Annotated in this window: 15 protein-coding genes; 10 read left to right on the top strand and 5 right to left on the bottom strand. The window is 62.3% G+C overall.

Annotation, left to right across the window (positions count from 1 at the left end; translation table 11 throughout):
• Positions 1–172: 172 nt before the first annotated feature.
• Complete coding sequence (locus tag AC0L2Y_RS14325) at positions 173–1,132, top strand: DUF1402 family protein (protein WP_473557068.1); 960 nt, start codon at positions 173–175, stop codon at positions 1,130–1,132.
• Between the two features lie 35 nt (positions 1,133–1,167).
• Here the strand turns inward: AC0L2Y_RS14325 and AC0L2Y_RS14320 are convergent, their stop codons facing one another.
• From AC0L2Y_RS14320 to AC0L2Y_RS14310, 3 genes are read right to left on the bottom strand one after another with little or no spacing between them, the layout of a single operon-like run.
• Positions 1,168–2,397, bottom strand: a complete 1,230-nt coding sequence (locus AC0L2Y_RS14320; protein ID WP_473557211.1) for an NAD(P)/FAD-dependent oxidoreductase — start codon at positions 2,395–2,397, stop codon at positions 1,168–1,170.
• 2 nt (positions 2,398–2,399) lie between these two features.
• Complete coding sequence (locus AC0L2Y_RS14315; protein ID WP_352565657.1) at positions 2,400–2,714, bottom strand: MocE family 2Fe-2S type ferredoxin; 315 nt, start codon at positions 2,712–2,714, stop codon at positions 2,400–2,402.
• Between the two features lie 40 nt (positions 2,715–2,754).
• Positions 2,755–3,870, bottom strand: a complete 1,116-nt coding sequence (locus tag AC0L2Y_RS14310) for a fatty acid desaturase family protein (RefSeq protein ID WP_473557066.1) — start codon at positions 3,868–3,870, stop codon at positions 2,755–2,757.
• A gap of 151 nt (positions 3,871–4,021) precedes the next feature.
• Between AC0L2Y_RS14310 and AC0L2Y_RS14305 the strand changes: the two genes are divergently transcribed.
• From AC0L2Y_RS14305 to AC0L2Y_RS14275, 7 genes are all read left to right on the top strand, one after another.
• The gene (locus tag AC0L2Y_RS14305; RefSeq protein WP_473557063.1) at positions 4,022–5,053 is read left to right on the top strand and encodes a LacI family DNA-binding transcriptional regulator; all 1,032 of its coding nucleotides are present in this window, start codon (positions 4,022–4,024) and stop codon (positions 5,051–5,053) included.
• A gap of 309 nt (positions 5,054–5,362) precedes the next feature.
• The gene (locus AC0L2Y_RS14300; RefSeq protein ID WP_473557062.1) at positions 5,363–6,304 is read left to right on the top strand and encodes a sugar ABC transporter substrate-binding protein; all 942 of its coding nucleotides are present in this window, start codon (positions 5,363–5,365) and stop codon (positions 6,302–6,304) included.
• Between the two features lie 115 nt (positions 6,305–6,419).
• Positions 6,420–7,496 (top strand): ABC transporter permease, encoded by a 1,077-nt coding sequence (locus AC0L2Y_RS14295; protein WP_292655972.1) that lies wholly within the window; start codon positions 6,420–6,422, stop codon positions 7,494–7,496.
• 2 nt (positions 7,497–7,498) lie between these two features.
• On the top strand, positions 7,499–8,266 hold the full coding sequence (locus tag AC0L2Y_RS14290) for an ATP-binding cassette domain-containing protein (protein WP_473557060.1): 768 nt from the start codon (positions 7,499–7,501) through the stop codon (positions 8,264–8,266).
• 68 nt (positions 8,267–8,334) lie between these two features.
• Positions 8,335–9,336: an inositol 2-dehydrogenase gene (gene iolG / locus AC0L2Y_RS14285; protein ID WP_473557057.1), complete on the top strand. Its 1,002-nt coding sequence runs from the start codon at positions 8,335–8,337 to the stop codon at positions 9,334–9,336.
• A gap of 23 nt (positions 9,337–9,359) precedes the next feature.
• On the top strand, positions 9,360–10,154 hold the full coding sequence (locus AC0L2Y_RS14280) for an SDR family oxidoreductase (protein ID WP_473557055.1): 795 nt from the start codon (positions 9,360–9,362) through the stop codon (positions 10,152–10,154).
• A gap of 302 nt (positions 10,155–10,456) precedes the next feature.
• Positions 10,457–11,548 (top strand): 3-deoxy-7-phosphoheptulonate synthase, encoded by a 1,092-nt coding sequence (locus AC0L2Y_RS14275; protein ID WP_473557052.1) that lies wholly within the window; start codon positions 10,457–10,459, stop codon positions 11,546–11,548.
• Positions 11,549–11,761: 213 nt separating this feature from the next.
• Here the strand turns inward: AC0L2Y_RS14275 and AC0L2Y_RS14270 are convergent, their stop codons facing one another.
• Positions 11,762–12,871 (bottom strand): Gfo/Idh/MocA family protein, encoded by a 1,110-nt coding sequence (locus AC0L2Y_RS14270; protein WP_473557050.1) that lies wholly within the window; start codon positions 12,869–12,871, stop codon positions 11,762–11,764.
• A gap of 154 nt (positions 12,872–13,025) precedes the next feature.
• Here AC0L2Y_RS14270 and AC0L2Y_RS14265 point away from each other — a divergent pair, with 154 nt between their 5' ends.
• Positions 13,026–13,871, top strand: a complete 846-nt coding sequence (locus AC0L2Y_RS14265; protein ID WP_473557208.1) for a MurR/RpiR family transcriptional regulator — start codon at positions 13,026–13,028, stop codon at positions 13,869–13,871.
• Here AC0L2Y_RS14265 and AC0L2Y_RS14260 read toward each other — a convergent pair.
• The gene (locus tag AC0L2Y_RS14260; RefSeq protein ID WP_473557048.1) at positions 13,868–14,758 is read right to left on the bottom strand and encodes an AraC family transcriptional regulator; all 891 of its coding nucleotides are present in this window, start codon (positions 14,756–14,758) and stop codon (positions 13,868–13,870) included. The genes AC0L2Y_RS14265 and AC0L2Y_RS14260 overlap by 4 nt on opposite strands.
• A 140-nt stretch (positions 14,759–14,898) precedes the next feature.
• On the opposite strand from AC0L2Y_RS14260, the gene AC0L2Y_RS14255 reads away from it, so the two are divergent.
• Positions 14,899–15,627, top strand: coding sequence for an SDR family oxidoreductase (locus tag AC0L2Y_RS14255; protein ID WP_473557046.1), 729 nt, complete (start codon positions 14,899–14,901; stop codon positions 15,625–15,627).
• Positions 15,628–15,770 lie beyond the last annotated feature (143 nt).

Here is a 15,770-nt window from a genome sequence, read left to right as displayed (position 1 = left end):
TTCTCGAAGAGGCCGGGGAATTGCTACCGGCCTCCGCCTATTTTGGCCCGGCATTCCCGATGTGTGGCCAAATGGAAGCATCCGGCAAGCTTTCGTCCCGTCGGGTGCAGGCGTCTCTCGACTCCCGATGGAGCATTACCTAGTTTGCCGGCGATTATTTGGGCGGCGGCGCATGAAAAAACTGATCCTCGTCATTTTGGGGCTGACGCTGGCGGCAGCCATGTTCGCCGCGCAAGCGGCAACGATGGTGCCGCCGGGCAACCGCAACACCGAGCAGCCCGACATACCGGGCGCATCGAGCCGGCGCACCCAGGCGACCAACACCACATTCCAGGCGAAATACCGCAAAGTCTTTGCGCTGCTCCAGAACGATGCCGAACTGCGCGGCAAGATCAAGCAGGCAGCCGCGGCCTATGGCATCGACCCAATGCATATCGTCGGCGCCATCGTCGGCGAGCACACCTACAATGTCGATGCCTATGATCGGTTGCAGACCTATTACGTCAAGGCGATCTCGTATCTGTCGAGCAAGCTCTCCTTTGCCTATGATGGCGAGGACATCACCGATTTCGTGCAACGGCCGCAATTTGCCAAATGCGCAGGGAAGTCCGACAGCTACGATCTGTGGGAGTGCCGCGAACAGGTGTGGAACCGGTCGTTCCGCGGCAAAACTGTCAACGGCGAGAGCTTTCCCAACGACCGCTTCGGCGCCACTTTCTTCCAGCCTTATTATGCCGGCCAGACTTTTGGCCTTGGCCAGCTCAATCCGCTGACGGCACTGCAGATGAGCGACCTCGTGCACAAGGTTTCCGGCCTGCCGGAACTCGACGTCGGCGACCCGAACGCGGTCTACAAGACGATCATGGACCCTGACCTGACACTGCCTTATGTCGCGGCGACGATCAGGAAATCGATCGACGCCTATAAAAGCATTGCCGGCTTCGACATCTCGGGCAATCCCGGCATCACGTCGACGCTCTACAATGTCGGCAATCCCGAACAGCGCGCCTATGCGCTGAAAGCCGAGAACGACAAGCGCCGCGCTGCGGGCGAGCCGGAAAAGCTGCCTGAGGAAAATTACTACGGCTGGCTGGTCAACGACAAATTGCCGGAGCTGAAGGCGCTGTTTTAAGGCGAACGCGTTCGGCCAACTATCCACGCGGCGGATCAAGCCGCCAGCAGCGACTTTAACTTGACGGTCTGCGAGCCTAGCGCTTCCGGCGCCGGCCTTGCCCTTTTCGCAATCAGCATCTCGGCCAGCCTTATGTCGCGGGCGACCGCGTTGCCGGGGCCGATGCCGCTTGCCGCAACCAGCCTGCCGTCCTCGGCGAGGTGGAACAGGATGAAGGCGCCGTCGCCGAGGTCGCGGCGCGCGATGCTGCGGCCTTCGTCCGACAGGCCGGCGATCTGCAAGGTCAGGCCGTACTGATCCGACCAGAACCACGGCACCGCCGCATGGGACTCGCCGGCGCCAAGCATATTCCTGGCGGCGAGCGCGCCCTGCTCTTGTGCATTGCGCCAGGCTTCGAGCCGCACGCGCCGGCCGCCATAGATGGCGAGCGGAAACGAACAGCAATCGCCGGCGGCAAAGATATCCGGATCGCTGGTGCGAAGCTCGGCGTCGACGGCGATGCCATTGTCGATGGTAAGCCCTGCCTCCGCGGCAAGTCCGGTCACTGGCACGGCGCCGATGCCGATCACGGCAAGATCGGCGACAATGTCGTGTCCACCGGCAAGCGCGATGTGCACTTCGGCGCCATTATCGGCAATGGCGGCGATGCCCTCGCCGCACAGGATTTTCACGCCTTCGGCTTCATGCGCCTGATGGATGATCTCGGCGATCTCGGCCGGCACGCCGCGCATCAGAATGCGCGGCTGCGCCTCGATAACTGTGACCGCCGCGCCCAGTCTGCGTGCCGCCGCGGCAAGCTCAAGCCCGATGAAGCCGCCGCCAATGATGGCGATGCGATTTCCGGCGCTGAGATGGGCGCGAATGGCCAGCGCGTCGTTGAAGGTCCGCAGATAGACGCAGCGCCCGCCAAGGCCCGGCATCGGTAGCTTGCGCGGCACCGAACCCGTCGCCAGCAGGAGCTTGTCGTAAGTCAGGACGGAACCGTCCGAGAGGCGCACGATATGCCCCGCGCGGTTGATTGCCACGGCCTGAACCGAATGGACATGCCTGATCGATCTTTCGGCCAGGACCGCCTCGCTGGCGACTGCCTTGATCAGGGGCGTCTCGGCGACCATCGCGTCTTTCGACAGCGGCGGCCGCTCATAGGGTAGATGCGGCTCGTCGCCGACCAGCGTCACCGGTCCATCATAGCCGAGCTCGCGCAGCGCAAGGGCGGCGCGCCCGCCGCATTCGCCGGCGCCAATGATGACCATTCCCTTCGTCATCATCAACCGATCCGGACAAGGACTTTGCCGGCGTCGACTTTGACCGGATAGGTTCTTAGATCGACGCAGACCGGCGCGCCCCTGGCAGCCCCAGTCTTGTAATTGAAGCGGCCATTGTGCTTCGGGCATTCGATGATATCGTCCATCACCAGCCCGTCCGCCAGATGCACTTTCTCATGCGTGCAAAGCCCGTCGGTGGCGAAATACTCGTCGTCGGGGCTGCGATAGATGGCAAAGGTGCGGCCGCCATGGTCGAACCGCATCACGTCCTCTTCGTCGATGTCCCCGGCGTCACAGGCCTCGACCCAGTCGCTCATTTGCGCCTTCCCCGATTCTTGGTGCCCCGGCATGGGCTTGTCATTCGGCAGCCATCGCAACAGCAGCGTTATCGTTGTGGAAATCCTCGCGATAGGGCCTCGCCGTCGGCGGCAGTTCGCGCTTGATGAAATAATCCTCATTGCGCAGCTGGCGCAGGAAGGCCGGTATCATCTCGCGGTAGCCGGCCAGGATGGACGGTGTCGGCGCCGGCAGATCGTGCCTGATCAGTTCGTGCAGCCTGGGCAGCGCGTGATAGGGCACCATGGGAAACATGTGATGCTCGACGTGGTAGTTCATGTTCCAGTAGATGAAGCGGCTGATCGGGTTCATGTAGACGGTGCGGCTGTTGAGCCGGTGATCGGTGACGTTTTCAGCCAGGCCGCCATGCTGCAGCAGGCCGACCATGACATGATGCCAGGCACCGTAAAGCCTGGGCAGACCGACCAGCATCAGCGGCAGGAACGAGCCGGTATAAACCGCCAGCGCGACGGTCGCGGCATAGATTGCCGTCCAGATGCGGGCAATGCGGATTGCCCTCGGCCGCTCCTGCTCGGGAATGAAGGTTCCTTCGGCCGGGCTGATGATGCCGGCTGCATTGCGCAGCATGTCGCTCATCGCATGCCAGGCGTCGAGAATACCGACGAAGTTGAGCACGACGCGCAGCAGATCGGGCGGCCGCATGACCGAGATCTCCGGATCGCGGCCGACGATGATGGTATCGGTGTGGTGGCGCGTATGGCTCCAGCGCCAGGTCACCGGGTTGCGCATGATCATGAAGCAGGCGACCTGATAGACCGCGTCGTTCATCCACTGCGTCCTGAAGGCGGTGCCGTGGCCGCATTCGTGCCAGCGTGAATCGGTGGAGGAACCGTAGAGGACGCCGTAGACGAAGAAGAACGGCACACACCACCAACTGCCCCAGAACCAGGCGGCGCCGGCTCCGCTGAGGATCATGGCGCCGAGCCAGATGATGGTATCGCGGATCGCCGGGCCGTCGGAGCGCTGCATCAGCTCCTTCATCTGCTTGCGCGGCACGTCGGTGTGATACCACTCGGCCGCCGCCAGCCCGCTCTCGACGGCAAGCTTCGCGTCGCGGCCGATCAGGCTGTAGTCGCGTCGGGACGCTGCTGCGGAGGTCGTGTTCCCGGTTCGCAATCCAATATCCACCATGGCGGAGGCCTCGATCATATTCGGTCAGCGTTCAAAATAGCGCCGAGCCCTGATAGGCTCAATATCACAAAGATAGTTTCTATCATTTTCCATCAGCATGGTGTAAAAGGGAGCCGGACAGTAGAGTGAGGCAGCGATGGCGAAACGGCCGACGATCACAGACCTGGCACGCATTTCGGGGGTCAGCGTTGCCACTGTCGACCGGGTGCTGAACAACCGCTTGCCGGTGCGCGAGGAAACCGCGCGCCGCGTCTATGAGGCCGCGACGAGCATCGGCTATCACGCAGCCGGATTGATCAAGCAGCGGATGCGCCATGAATTGCCCGAATACCGGCTCGGGTTCCTGCTGTTGCGGCGGGAGGACGTCTTCTACAGTGAATTTGCCCGCGAGCTTGAATTGGCAGTATCGCAGTCGCCGCGCTTTCGCGGCGTGGCGACCATTGACTTCGCCGCTTCGCTGGCGCCGGACGAGATCGTCGAGCGGATGCGCAAGCTGGCCGCCAAATCCAGGGCCGTCGCCCTGGTCGGGCCGGATCACCCGACGCTGACGGTCGCCGTCGAGGCGCTCAAAGCCAATGGCGTACCGGTGTTCTCCCTGCTTTCCGACTTTGCGTCCGGTATTCGCGAGGGCTATGTCGGCCTGGACAATCGCAAGGTTGGCCGCACCGCTGCCTGGATGATCTCAAAGGCCGCAAAGAGACCTGGCAAGGTCGCCCTCTTCGTCGGCAGCCATCGCTTCCACGGCCATGAGCTTCGCGAGATCGGTTTTCGCTCCTTCTTTCGCGAGCAGGCGCCGGAATTCACTCTACTCGAGACGTTGGTCAATCTGGAGGCGAACCAGATCACGCATGATGCAATGATCGAGCTTCTGGCCCGCCACCCTGGTCTCGCCGGCTGCTATGTCGCCGGTGGCGGCATGGAAGGCGCGATCTCGGCGCTGAGGGAGGCAAAGCCGGCTGAGATGCCGGCGGTCGTCTGCAACGAGATCACGCCCGACTCGCGCGCGGCGCTGGCGGATAATTTCCTGACGATGGTGATCTCGACGCCACTGGCAGCGCTTTGCCGCGAGCTTGTCGGGCTGATGGCGCATGCTATTGAGACCGGCGCTGCGAATGCGCCGGGCCAGACCTTTCTGCCCTTCGACATTTATCTGCCGGAAAACATCTGACGTCGCGGTCATTGGCGGCAGACATGATGTAATCTATCAGAACGCTTTCAGGGCTCGTTTGCCTGAGCGTCGGTCTAAAAGCGCCCGAAATGCCGAAAATCCATTCGTCATGGCGAAATCTCGCTTGACGCCCACGCGAAATGGAATAAATATTTCACCAGCTGAGCATTTTGGTTCTTTCGTTCCGGAAGATCTGTGTCAGGCAAATGCCTCCGGAACTAAAAATGGCAATCGGGAGAGAATTCCCTGCGAGATCGGGGATTCCGGGTAGATCGGTGCAGCCGGACACCAATGTGGAGGAGAAATAAAATGAAAAAACTGTTTTTGGGCGTCGCGTTCGCGGCGCTGATGAGTTCGTCCGCCTTTGCTGCCAAGATTGGCGTGTCGATGGCGCTGTTCGACGACAATTTTCTCACCGTGCTGCGCAACGGCATGATTGAGCAGGCCAAGGGCATGGACGGCGTCGAGCTGCAGGTGGAGGATGCGCAGAACGACGTCGCCAAGCAGCTCGACCAGATCAAGAACTTCGCCGCCTCGGGCGTCGACGCCATCATCGTCAACCCGGTCGACACCTCGGCGACCCAGGCGATGTCGGACGCAGCCGCCGCTGCCAAAATTCCGCTGGTCTATGTCAATCGCGAGCCGGTCAACGTCGACACGCTGCCCGACAACCAGGCCTTCGTCGCCTCGAACGAAGCCGATTCCGGCACGCTCGAGACCAAGGAGGTCTGCCGCCTGTTCAAGGAAGCCGGCAAGAAAGAGGCCAATGTCTATGTGATCATGGGCGAGCTGTCGAACCAGGCCGCGGTGCAGCGCACCAAGGACATTGACGACGTGATCGCCACGCCGGAGTGCAGCTTCATCAAGATCATCGACAAGCAGACGTCGAACTGGAAGCGCGAAGAAGCGCAGAACCTGATGACCAACTGGCTGTCGACCGGCAAGCCGTTCGACGGCGTCATCGCCAACAATGACGAAAGCGCCATCGGCGCCATCCAGGCGATGAAGGCCGCCAACATCGACATGAAGTCGGTTGTCGTCGGCGGCGTCGACGCTACCCAGGATGCGCTTGCGGCGATGCAGGCGGGCGACCTCGATGCGACGGTGTTCCAGGACGCGGCCGGCCAGGGTGCCGGCGCGCTTGACGCAGCGCTCAAGCTGTCGAAGGGCGAAAAGGTCGAGCACAAGGTCTACATCCCGTTCCAGCTGGTCACGCCGGCAAATATCGACAAGTTCCTGAAGAAGAACTGAGGCGGACCTGTCCGATACGGAGCGGCGCGCCAAAGTAAGACAGCGCCGCTCCGCTTTTTCCCTCTCGGCCTGAACAGCGCCGAGAGGAGAACCGTGGCTGACGGAGGAAGCACGATTGGCACAGACATCTCACGGCGTCGGCGGGCTCAGCTATGATGCAAAGCGGCGCGCATGGCCGGCCGAATTCAACGTCTTCCTGGCGCTCGTCATCCTGGTCGGCGCTTTCGAGCTGATCGGCCGGGTTTTCCTGGGCGACAGCTTCCTGTTCAATACCCGCGACAATATCGATGCGATCTTCAACGAAGCGCGCCTGCAGATCATCATCCTGCAGGTGTCGATCGTCGGCATCATTGCCATCGGCGTGACGCAGGTGATCATTACCGGCGGCATCGACCTGTCCTCGGGTTCGATCGTCGGCGCCACGGCGATGATAGCCATGAGCTTCGCCCAGGTGGCGACCGTCAATGGCAACCCGAACCCCAAGGCGATGTTCATCGCCCAGGGCTGGACCGACCTGCCGGTGATCGTGCCGGTGCTGGTCGCGATCGGCTGCGGCTTGCTGGCCGGCCTGGTCAACGGCGCTTTGATCGCCTACACGCGCATCCCACCGTTCATCGCCACGCTCGGCATGATGGTCACCGCGCGCGGCATCGCCAAATGGTGGTCGAAGGGGCAGCCGATCTCGTTTCCGACCGAGAGTTTCGCCGCCATCGGCAAGGGGCTGATGCCGGTCATCATTTTCATATCGCTCGCAGTGCTGTTCCAGCTGATCCTCAGCTACACCAAATATGGCAAGCACTGCTATGCAATCGGCTCAAACGAGGACGCCGCGCGCATGTCCGGCATCAACATCGCCAATCACAAGATCCTCGTCTACGTCATTGCCGGCGTCCTCGCCGCGCTCGCCGCCGTAGTGCTGAGCTCGAAGAATCTCACCGCCCAGGCCGGCATGGGTGTGATGTACGAGCTCGATGCGATCGCCATGGCGGTCATCGGCGGCGTGTCGCTGTCGGGCGGCCGCGGTTCGATTATCGGGACAGTGATCGGCTCGCTGATCTTCGGCGTCATCATCTCCGGCTTCACCTTTCTGCGCCTCGACGCCTATTATCAGGAGATGGTCAAAGGCGTGATCATCGTCGGCGCAGTCGTTCTCGACCAGTGGCGCCAACGCCTGCGGGCAATGAGGGCTTGATCATGTCGGACGTCGTCCTGAAGACCGAAAGCCTGACCAAGTATTATGGCGGCGTCCATGCGCTCGAGGGTGCCAACTTCGAGCTGCGCAAGGGCGAGCATGTCGCCATCATGGGCGACAACGGCGCCGGCAAATCGACCTTCGTACGCCAGATTACCGGCGTCGAGCAGCGCACCAGCGGCAGGATGTGGTTTGACGGCAAGGAAGTGAATTTTGCCGGCCCCATCGAAGCCCGTGAGGCGGGTATCGAGACGGTGTTCCAAAACCTGGCGCTCGCCGACGACCTCGACGTGCCGTCGAACCTGTTCCTCGGCCGCGAGCGGGTGCTGTTCAATCTCGGACCGTTCTCGATCCTCGATCGCAAGTTCATGCGCAAGGCGACCGAGGCCGCCCTGGTCCGCACGGCGGTCAAGATTCCCAATCTTTCCAATACCATCCGCCACATGTCGGGCGGCCAGCGCCAGTGCGTGGCGATCGCCAGAACCGCGACCTTTGCCTCCAAGCTCATCATCATGGATGAGCCGACGGCGGCGCTCGGCGTGCAGGAGACGATGCAGGTCGAAAACATCATCCGCACGCTGAAGGAGAATGGCGAGCCGCTGATCCTGATCTCTCACAACATGCGCCAGGTGTTCGACCTGGTCGACCGCATCGTCGTTTTCCGGCGCGGCCGCATCGTCGCCAATTTGCGCAAGCAGGACACCGACGGCAACGATATTGTCTCCTACATCACCGGTGCCAAGACCGGGCAGGCAGAACTTGCGGCGTAACGGCCAACGCCGAGCCACAGGCGCTGACACGCCCTCCCTTCCGAACCATCCTCAAAGGAAAATTCTTCATGCCTCTTCGCTTTGCTCTTCTCGGTGCCGGCCGTATCGGCAAGGTCCATGCTCGCGCCGTCGGTTCCAATCCTGAGGCCAGGCTGGTTGCAGTTGCCGACGCCTTCGAGAAGGCGGCGACCGATCTGGCCTCTGCCTATGGCGCAGAAGTGCGCAGCATCGATGACATCGAGAAGGCCGGGGATATCGACGCAGTCGTCATCTGCACGCCGACCGACACCCATGCCGATCTGATCGAACGCTTCGCCAAGGCGGGTAAAGCGATTTTCTGCGAAAAGCCGATCGACCTCGACGCCGGCAGGGTGAAACAATGCCTGGCCGTCGTCGACAAGACCGGCGCGACCCTGATGGTCGGCTTCAACCGCCGCTTCGATCCGCATTTTGCCGCCGTGCGCAAGGCGATCGACGAGGGTGCCATCGGCACCGTCGAAATGGTGACCATCACCTCGCGCGATCCCGGCCCGCCGCCGCTCGACTATATCGGCCGCTCGGGCGGCATCTTCCGCGACATGACTATTCATGATTTCGACATGGCGCGCTTCCTGCTCGGCGAAGAGCCGGTGGCGGTCAGTGCGCACGCTTCGGTGCTGGTCGACAAGAAGATCGGCGAGGCCGGCGACTTCGACAGCGTCAGCGTCATCCTCGAAACCGCCTCCGGCAAGCAATGCGTCATCTCCAATTCGCGCCGCGCCACCTATGGCTACGACCAGCGCATCGAAGTGCATGGCTCGAAAGGCATGATTGCGGCCGAGAACCAGCGGCCGGTGTCGATCGAACTGGCCAATGAGAAAGGCTATACACGGCCGCCGCTGCACGATTTCTTCATGACCCGTTATCTCGACGCCTATGCCAACGAGATTGCTGCCTTCATCGCGGCAGCGACGTCAGGCAAGAAGGCGTCGCCGAGCGGCAAGGACGGCCTGGTGGCGCTCAGGCTGGCAGATGCGGCGCTGAAATCGGCCAAGGAAGGCAAGACCGTCCGCCTCGACAACACAATCTGACTATCAAGCACAGGAGCAAGGCGATGAACGGTTCAGCCGGTCGCAATTCCGAAACACGCGCCATCGTCACCGGCGGCGCACAAGGCATCGGCTTTGCCGTCGCCGAAGCGCTGGCCGATGAGGGCTGCCGGGCGCTGGCGCTGATCGGCCGCTCGCAGGAAAAGGGCGACAAGGCTGTCGCCGCTCTCAAGCGCGCAGGCGTCGATGCCATCTTCATCAGCGCCGACGTTTCAAAGGTGGTCGACTGCAAGCGTGCGGTCGAAACGGCGATTGGCCATTTCGGTACCGTCAACGCGCTGGTCAACGCCGCTGCCACCTCGGCTCGCGGCTCGCTGGTTGAGACCTCCGAGGATCTCTTCGACCAGATATTCCAGACCAATGTGCGCGGCCCGTTTTTCTTGATGCAGGGCGTGGTGGCGCATTTGCTGGCGCGCCAGGCACCGGGCTCGATCGTCAACGTGCTTTCGATGTCGGCGCATTGCGGCCAGTCGTTCCTGGCACCCTATTCGTCCAGCAAGGGAGCGCTGGCGACACTGACCAAGAATGTCGCCAATGCCTATCGCGGCAATCGCATCCGCTGCAACGCGGTGCTGCCCGGCTGGATGGACACCGAAGGCGAGGCGATCGTGCAGAAGAAATGGCACGACGCGCTGGAGGACTGGTTGGAGAAGGCCGAAGCCGCGCAGCCGATGGGTCAATTGGTGAAGCCGGCGCAGCTTGCCCGGTTGATCAGCTATATGATCAGCCCGCAGTCCGGCGTCATGACCGGCTCGCTGGTCGACTACGATCAGAGCATCGCCGGGGCGTCACCGGAATAACGCCGGCGAGTACGGAGCTTCGCTCCTGCTTCGCCCAGGGATGACGAAGTTCGGGGGCTTCAGCCAATCGCGAATGGGCTGGAGTAGACGTCCTCCACCAGACGCGTGACAAACCCCTCCGCATCGACTATATCAGCCCTCATGATCAACCCGACCGCCTCGTTCTGGTATTTTAGCAACTCGCTGGCGGCGGGAGGATTGCGCTCGATCTGAAGATTGCAGCAACAACATCCGAACAGCCGCCAGACCTGGCGGCTTTTTTGTTTTAGCCGGCAGGTCTCCCCAATCAGGAGCAGAAAGCCGTGTTGACCACCACAGACGATCTTCGGGTCAAGGAAATCAGAGAACTGAGTACGCCGGACGAGGTGATGCGGGAGATACCCCGCACACTGACGGCAACGCGGACCGTTGCCGCGTCACGCAATTCGATTCACGCCATGCTGACCGGCACCGACGACCGGCTGGTGGTCGTCGTCGGCCCTTGTTCGATCCACGACCCGACCGCTGCCGTGGACTATGCCAGCCGTTTGGCATCGCTGCATGAAAGCCTGTCGGACCGGCTGGAGATCGTGATGCGCGTGTATTTCGAGAAGCCGCGCACGACGGTCGGCTGGAAGGGCCTGATCAACGATCCCGACCTCGACGGCAGCTTCAACATCGACAAGGGCCTGAGGATGGCCCGCAGCGTGCTCGCCGCCGTCAACAATCTCGGCCTGCCGGCGGCGACCGAATTCCTCGACATGACCACCCCGCAATATATTGCCGACCTCGTCGCCTGGGGCGCGATTGGCGCGCGCACGACCGAGAGCCAGATTCATCGCGAACTGGCATCGGGCCTGTCCTGCCCGGTCGGCTTCAAGAACGGCACCGACGGCAATTTGCGGATCGCCGCCGAGGCCGTGAAATCCGCCGCCCAGCCGCACCATTTCATGGCGGTGACGAAAGGTGGGCGCAGCGCCATCGCGACGACCACCGGCAACGAGGACTGCCACGTCATCCTGCGCGGCGGTATTGTGCCGAATTATGACGCGGCCAGCATTGCTGCTGCCTGCGCGGAGCTCGGCCGGATCGGCGTGGCGCCGCGGCTGATGATCGATGTCAGCCACGCCAACAGCAGCAAGAAGCCGGAAAACCAGCCAGGGGTGGCGGCTGACGTGGCAGGCCAGGTGGCGGCAGGCGACGAGTGCATCATCGGCGTCATGATCGAGAGCAACCTTGTCGCCGGCCGGCAGGACGTCATGCCCGGCAAGCCGCTCGTCTATGGCCAGAGCATCACCGATGGCTGCATCGACTGGGCAACCACCGAGACGGTGCTTTACGGCCTTGGCGACGCCGTCGAGCGGCGCCGGTCGGTGCGCCGCGCCATGATCGCCGGCCGGCCAGGAGCAGCCTGAGCACTTCTCCTTCTCCCCTTGTGGGAGAAGGTGGATCGGCGCGCAGCGCCGAGCCGGATGAGGGGTGTTGGAAGAAACTCGGCGTAAAAATATTGAGGGATTTTAAGTGCTTATTTCTTCGCTGTAGCGATCCGTCCAACACCCCTCATCCGACCGAGCTTCGCTCGGCCACCTTCTCCCACAAGGGGAGAAGGGAAGACCAGCGCGGGCTTACTACCTAACATCCATCCAGCGCTGTTCCGCGAACGAGCGCGCCATCGCGTGCACGGTGCGCTCGATCTCCAGCCCCTCGTCGAAGTCGATGATCCGCGCCGGCTTGCCGGCAAGCCGCGTCAAAAGTTCCCGGCATTCGATGATCTTGAGGTCGTTGAAGCCGAGGCCGTGGCCGGGCGCCGGCAGGAAGGCGTCATAAGGCTTATGGTGCGGCGCCACCAGGATGGTGCGATAGCCTTGCTCGGTCGGCCGGTCGGCTGTCAGATAGAGCTGGAACTCATTCATCCGCTCCTGGTCATACAGGATCGAGCCCTTCGAGCCAAAAATCTGGATGGCGATCCGGCCTTTGCGGCCCCAGGCCGAACGGTTGACCAGCAGCGTGCCGGCGATGCCGTTTTCGAGATGCATGAGGATGTTGGCGATGTCGTAGGTCTCGACCGCGCGGCGCCCGCCCGAGGCGACGCGGCGGTCGGCATAGGGTTTGGCCATGTCGCACATGACGCGGGCAACGCGGCCGAACAGCACGGCGATGAGCGACAGCGGATGCACGGCGAAATCGTCGAGCGCGCCGTAACCGGACGCCGCTTCGTGCTTCCAGAAGAACAGGGCCTCCGGATCGGCCATGAAGTCTTCGTCCATCTCGATACGCAGATGGTTGACGTCGCCGATGATCTTCTCGTCGAGCAGCGCGCCGATATGACGGATCGCCGGGTTCTGGATGTAGTTATAGCCGAGCGCGGCGACCTTGCCGGACTTTTGGGCCGCCGCAGCCATTGCTTGCGCCTCCGCAAAACTCGGCGCCATCGGTTTTTCACACCACAGATGCTTGCCAGCTTCGAGGATGGCGATAGCCATTTCCGGGTGGAACTGGTTTGGCGTGGTCAGCGAGATGACATCGACATCCGGGTCGTCGACGACGGCGCGCCAGTCGCCGGACGCCTTGGCGAAGCCGAATTCGCTAGCACGGCGTTTGGCAAGGTCCTCGCTGACCTCGCCCAGATGGACCAGCTTTGGCTTAGCCACATCGGGAAAGACGGTGCCGACCGCGTTCCAGGCAATGGCGTGGCACTTGCCCATGAAGCCCGTGCCGATAAGACCTACCCCGACCATCTGTCTTGTCTCCGCTGCGTGCAAATTTTGTGTGGATGAATTAGTCCATTTTGTTTGCGAATGGAACGCTTGTCTCATTTTTTATGGTGTTCTTGCACAGGCCCGCTATGATGGGGCACAGAGGGACCAGACGATGAGCCTGGGCGGAGCGACGATGGACGAACGGGTGCCTCGCGATTTCGAAACGCTGCGGGCGACGATCCTGGAGCGGCGCCAGAGCCTGCCGAAACGCATCGCCCAGATCGCCGCCTATGCGCTCGATAACCCCGACGATATCGCCTTCGGCACCGCTGCCAGCATCGCCGCCTCCGCCGGTGTCCAGCCTTCGACCCTGATCCGCTTTGCCCAGCAGCTTGGTTTTGACGGTTTCACCAGCCTGCAGTTGGTGTTTCGCGAGCGCCTGCGCGAGCGCAATTCGTCCTATGATGAAAGGCTGGCGGCATTGCGCGCCAAGGCCGAGGAAGGCGCCGGCCACCGGGCGATTTTCGACGGTTTTGTTGCCGCGGCCAGCACCTCGCTGAACGACATTTCGCGCACTATGAACGAAGAGCATTTCGAAGATGCGATTGCCGTGCTGGCCAAGGCGGAAACCATCTATGTGCTGGCCAAGCGGCGCTCCTACCCGGTCGCCTCCTATATCGCCTATGCATTGGGCAAGCTCAAGATTCGCAACCAGCTGATCGAATCGGCCGCCGGCCTGAACGCAGAGATGATCGGCTTTGCCTCTCCAAGGGATGCCGTGATCGCCATCAGCTTTTCGCCCTATGCCCCGGCCACGATCGAGGAGGCACGCGTCATTTCGGAGCAAGGCGTACCGATCGTGGCGATTACCGACAGCTCCTTTTCGCCGCTCGCCCAATTCGCCAGGGTTTGGTTCGAGGTCGCCGAGGCCGATTTCGCCGGCTTCCGCTCGCTGTCGGCGACGATGGCTTTGGCCATGGCGCTGACCGTCGCCGTTGGCGAGAAGCGGCGCGATAGCGGCAAGAGGCGCAAGCCTTAGATCACCTCTATTGCCGTTTCGCCTTCTGCCAAAAGCCGCGCTGCGTCGCGGGCAGGCGGCGACCCAAACTGGCGGGCATACTCCCGGCTGAACTGGGAAGCACTCTCATAGCCGACAGCGAAGGCGACACGCGCCACGTTGCCCGGCTGGGCAATCAGCAGATGGCGGGCTTCCAGCAAGCGGATTTGCTTTTGATACTGGATTGGGCTCATGGCCGTCGCCGCCTTGAAGTGACGATAAAACGCAGCACTGCTCATACGGGCGATCTCGGCCAGATCGCCGACGCGGACCGGCTGATGGGGATGCGAACGGATATAGGCGATCGCCCGGCCAATCCGGGACAGATGGCCATCGGCGCGCGCAAGTTCACGAAGCTTTCCGCCCTGGGGGCCTTGCAGGAGCCGAAACAGCATCTCCCGCTCGATCGTGGTCGCGAGCACGGGAATCTCCGCTGGCCGGTCAAGCAGCCGCATCATTCGACGCAACGCGTCAAGCAGATCGTCATCGGCGGGAGAGGTGGAGAAACTGTCGCCACTGAGGGCCGGCGCGTGCTCGACGAGAAGCGCGGCGACGGCCTGCAGGTCAAGGGTCAAGCCAATGGCCAGGTAAGGACGCGCCGCGCTCGCTTCGACTATCTGGCTGATGGTGGGCGTCTCGACAGTGTAGATGAAATAACTGGCCGGATCGTAACGAAGAGCCCGGTCGCCGATCAGAACCGTCTTCGCGCCCTGCAATACGAATAAGATCCCCGACCCCCACACCCCTGGCAATGGCGCCGTGGCGACTTCGCTGCGGCCTATCGAAACGCGGGGAACCGCCGTTCTTGTCCGTCGCCCGCGCGCATGGCGGCTGGCGATCTCGATCAACTCCTGCAGCGTTTCGCTCATTGCGCCAGCATCGCGCATTCGTACCGGCCGCGCAACAGCATGAGAGGATTAGGCAAGAGCCGGAGAATTTCCGGCGCGCGGCGCGCGCCGCCTCGGTGCCATTTGTGGGTCTTCCACAAGAAAAAATGGAGACACCGATTATGAGAGCATCGAAAAGCGCGCTGGTGACCGGCGCCAACAAGGGTATAGGCCGCGAAATCGCCCGGCGACTGGCGACCATGGGCTTCAAGGTCTGGCTCGGAGCCAGGAGCGCCGAACGCGGCATGGCGGCGGCGCAGGCATTGCGCGCCGAAGGCCTCGACGTGGAATGGCTTGAGCTGGACGTCACGCGCGATGACAGTGTGAAGGCGGCAGCCGAGGCATTCAGGCAGGCCGGCTCCTGCCTCGACGTGCTGGTGAACAACGCCGGCGTCGCCATCAATTACGACTTGCCGCCGAGCCAGCAGCGGATCGCCGACATCCAGGCCACCTACGACGTCAATGTCTTCGGCCCGATCCGCGTAACCCAGGCATTCCTGCCGCTGTTGCTGGCAGCACCTGCTGCCCGCATCGTGATGGTGAGCAGCTCCACCGGGTCCATCGGCAGGGCGCTCGATCCCGCCACCGCCAACCACGCCGTCAACATGATGGGCTACGGCAGCTCCAAGACAGCCTTGAACGCCATCACCGTGGCCTTCGCCAGGGAGCTCGCGCCCCAAGGCATCAAGGTCAACGCCGCGGCGCCCGGCTACACTGCCACCGATCTCAACGGGTATAAAGGTCACCGCACGGTGCAGCAGGCGGCCGAGATCGTCATTCACCTGGCGACCCTGGACGCCGATGGCCCGACCGCCGGGTACTTCAACGATGATGGCCCGCTTCCTTGGTAAATCAGCTGGTTTCAGTGGTAGACACTTGACGTTCGTCTGACTTCAAAGTTTCTGAGCGCGCAAGCCTTGCACAGCACTTTTCAGCCTTGGGGAATGCTCGTTCCATATTGACTATGGATTGGAATTATTATTTCATATTGCCG

It is taken from the genome of Mesorhizobium sp. WSM4830 (assembly GCF_055811495.1).
Note: the sequence above shows the minus strand (reverse complement) of the source record. Positions and strands in the feature narration are given on the sequence as shown.

What these genes read in the sequence shown, in the direction of transcription:
- AC0L2Y_RS14325 (WP_473557068.1), top strand. Translation starts at nt 173, where the DNA reads ATGAAAAAACTGATCCTCGTCATTTTGGGGCTGACGCTGGCGGCAGCC.
- AC0L2Y_RS14320 (WP_473557211.1), bottom strand. Translation starts at nt 2,397, where the DNA reads ATGACGAAGGGAATGGTCATCATTGGCGCCGGCGAATGCGGCGGGCGC.
- AC0L2Y_RS14315 (WP_352565657.1), bottom strand. Translation starts at nt 2,714, where the DNA reads ATGAGCGACTGGGTCGAGGCCTGTGACGCCGGGGACATCGACGAAGAG.
- AC0L2Y_RS14305 (WP_473557063.1), top strand. Translation starts at nt 4,022, where the DNA reads ATGGCGAAACGGCCGACGATCACAGACCTGGCACGCATTTCGGGGGTC.
- AC0L2Y_RS14300 (WP_473557062.1), top strand. Translation starts at nt 5,363, where the DNA reads ATGAAAAAACTGTTTTTGGGCGTCGCGTTCGCGGCGCTGATGAGTTCG.
- AC0L2Y_RS14290 (WP_473557060.1), top strand. Translation starts at nt 7,499, where the DNA reads ATGTCGGACGTCGTCCTGAAGACCGAAAGCCTGACCAAGTATTATGGC.
- iolG (WP_473557057.1), top strand. Translation starts at nt 8,335, where the DNA reads ATGCCTCTTCGCTTTGCTCTTCTCGGTGCCGGCCGTATCGGCAAGGTC.
- AC0L2Y_RS14280 (WP_473557055.1), top strand. Translation starts at nt 9,360, where the DNA reads ATGAACGGTTCAGCCGGTCGCAATTCCGAAACACGCGCCATCGTCACC.
- AC0L2Y_RS14270 (WP_473557050.1), bottom strand. Translation starts at nt 12,871, where the DNA reads ATGGTCGGGGTAGGTCTTATCGGCACGGGCTTCATGGGCAAGTGCCAC.
- AC0L2Y_RS14265 (WP_473557208.1), top strand. Translation starts at nt 13,026, where the DNA reads ATGGACGAACGGGTGCCTCGCGATTTCGAAACGCTGCGGGCGACGATC.
- AC0L2Y_RS14260 (WP_473557048.1), bottom strand. Translation starts at nt 14,758, where the DNA reads ATGAGCGAAACGCTGCAGGAGTTGATCGAGATCGCCAGCCGCCATGCG.
- AC0L2Y_RS14255 (WP_473557046.1), top strand. Translation starts at nt 14,899, where the DNA reads ATGAGAGCATCGAAAAGCGCGCTGGTGACCGGCGCCAACAAGGGTATA.